1 protein-coding gene and 1 pseudogene are annotated in these 2,083 nt (G+C 44.8%); both read right to left on the minus strand.

Features of this window, described 5'->3' with window-relative positions:
- Nucleotides 1–498: 498 nt before the first annotated feature.
- Complete coding sequence (locus QUB44_RS30665) at nucleotides 499–915, minus strand: DUF3024 domain-containing protein (RefSeq protein WP_172189454.1); 417 nt, start codon at nucleotides 913–915, stop codon at nucleotides 499–501.
- 674 nt (nucleotides 916–1,589) lie between these two features.
- Nucleotides 1,590–1,916: pseudogene (locus QUB44_RS30670) on the minus strand (GIY-YIG nuclease family protein); the annotation flags it as partial.
- Nucleotides 1,917–2,083: the final 167 nt, after the last annotated feature.

A 2,083-nucleotide genomic window follows, 5' to 3' on the forward strand; every position in this document is an offset into this window, starting at 1 on the left:
CTCAATTTTATTAACTACTTTAATCAAACAATGGCCAAACCTTTTAAGTGGACATATAAGGGTAAAGTCTTGGCTGTCTAATAGTCTGTGTATTTACGCCGAGCTGTACTAACTGTACCTCAAACTGAGCCAATCCTTCGTGTACGCGCTCCGCAGCATCGCGCGCGGCTATCATTGTCAAAGTAAATATGTGCGTGAAAACCAACAATTTTGATGGTGTCTTCTTTCATCATTTTCATTCGGTTATTGAGCCGACATCAGGACAAAACGGCTGTTAATTGAGCGGGTAACTTGACAGCAGTGGCAAACTGCGGAATTCAGCCATCCGTGTTGTTCGCACTCGCTCCGTTAATTGCATCCAACTCAACAGCCGACAGCACTTTGGGTTCCATTGCGTACAAATTGTTCAACACAACCTTGACATCGGGAAATACAAAATACGAATGTCAGGAGAGCCAATTCGATAATTAAAAGAACGATTGCCAATTAGAGCAACGATTAAGGATGTAACAGGGGATTGTTTCTAATTTCCGATAAACATTCTTCTAAAGACAAACCATGCAGAATTTCCCACCATTGCCCCGTATGTCTCATGTAGGCGACATTAAAACAATCTGGCCCAACATATTCTAGGCGGGCGGAGCGAGACTCAAAAGACGGGGAAATCGCCCTCGGACTCGGACAATTATAAGTTGAGCAGAAGTAAAAATAGTTGCGATACCACTTGCCAAAGATATCCGTTCGATAGTTGAAATCATGGTCTGTGGGTGGAGAGTCGATATATTTGGGCTTAAATTCTGTTTGAATTAACTCATTACATTTTTGTTCGATTAATTGTTTCTCAGTATCAGGCACTGTAGGTTTAGACTGTTTGCCAGAAGAAGAAAGCCAGAGCTTTTTTGCTTTTTTTGCCATTGAATTTGTTTTCCTGATTATCTAGGTAGAATTGAAAGGACAAAATCGATCGTTCGACCTACTGTGAAGGTAGTGGCTGCTTGCAACAACCTTTGTTGGGCTACTTATCAAGGCGGCGCGAGCCTCCAAGTAATGCGAGCCGCTTTTGTCAAACGGCGGAATCTATGCCTTGATTGGGTGCGGTGCGGATGATTTGTAGCAAGCACGCTCTCGTATTGATAATACTTAATTTTCCCCGCGAAACTGCCTTACTCAAAACTTTTGGCTCCATCCCATACAAATCCCGTAGCACAACCTTGACGTTAGGAAACGCAAAATACGAACGTCCGTTGCCCAATGCGGTGATTAAACACTTTCTAACCCAGATACCACAACTACGAGCGTATCACACTGCGCCTCTTGTTCTGCCCAGCTATGGATTTGGTGCTGGGCTCCGTGTCGCAATCCACTCTCTTTTTTTGGCTCTAAATCTTCTTTAAGGTGAGCGGAATACAACGAGGGTTCTAACCCTACATTATGCCCCGCTCGCCTTAAACACAACGCAAAAATCACGGTTTGAGAGTGTCGATCGCTTCGAGCGAACAATGACTGATTTTGTTGATTTGGTGGGACAAGCAGCTCGAACAATCCTTTAACTCAATTACGGGACGGGTTTGCAAAGCTCGTACATTCGCCTAGGTTGACTGATTGGCAGCAAAATCTGATTGCTCGCGATTGAGTACGTCCAACTCAATCTCGCTCAGCACTTTGGGTTTCATTTCATATAAATCATTCAAAATAGGTTTGACATCAGGAAACACAAAATACTCCGTCAGTTTCCCGATGCGGTAATTAAAGGGTTGATATTGGTGTTTGAAGTACAGTTCCACATTCCCCCAGCGTTCCCACAGCCCCAGCAAGTTGACGGTCACATCCGAGTAATGCGTTCTCACATCCCGCTGCACTTCGGCGATGCGTTCTTCAATCGGGCGAGTAGTAATGCCAATTTTGTAGAACGTTTGACCGTCCCCTTTGGGTAGAGTCGAGGGAGGCTATTATGTCTCGCCCCTCTCTTTTAATTAGAGTCGATGCCTGTGTTACCACGGGACACTTCTCCTTCAGAACGCGGACGTGCAGCTTTCACTGCATCCGGCTCCTAGTCTGACACCTAATAAGTCGGGTTTAACCC

It is taken from the genome of Microcoleus sp. AT3-D2, from assembly GCF_036705715.1.
Classification (GTDB): Bacteria; Cyanobacteriota; Cyanobacteriia; order Cyanobacteriales; family Microcoleaceae; genus Microcoleus.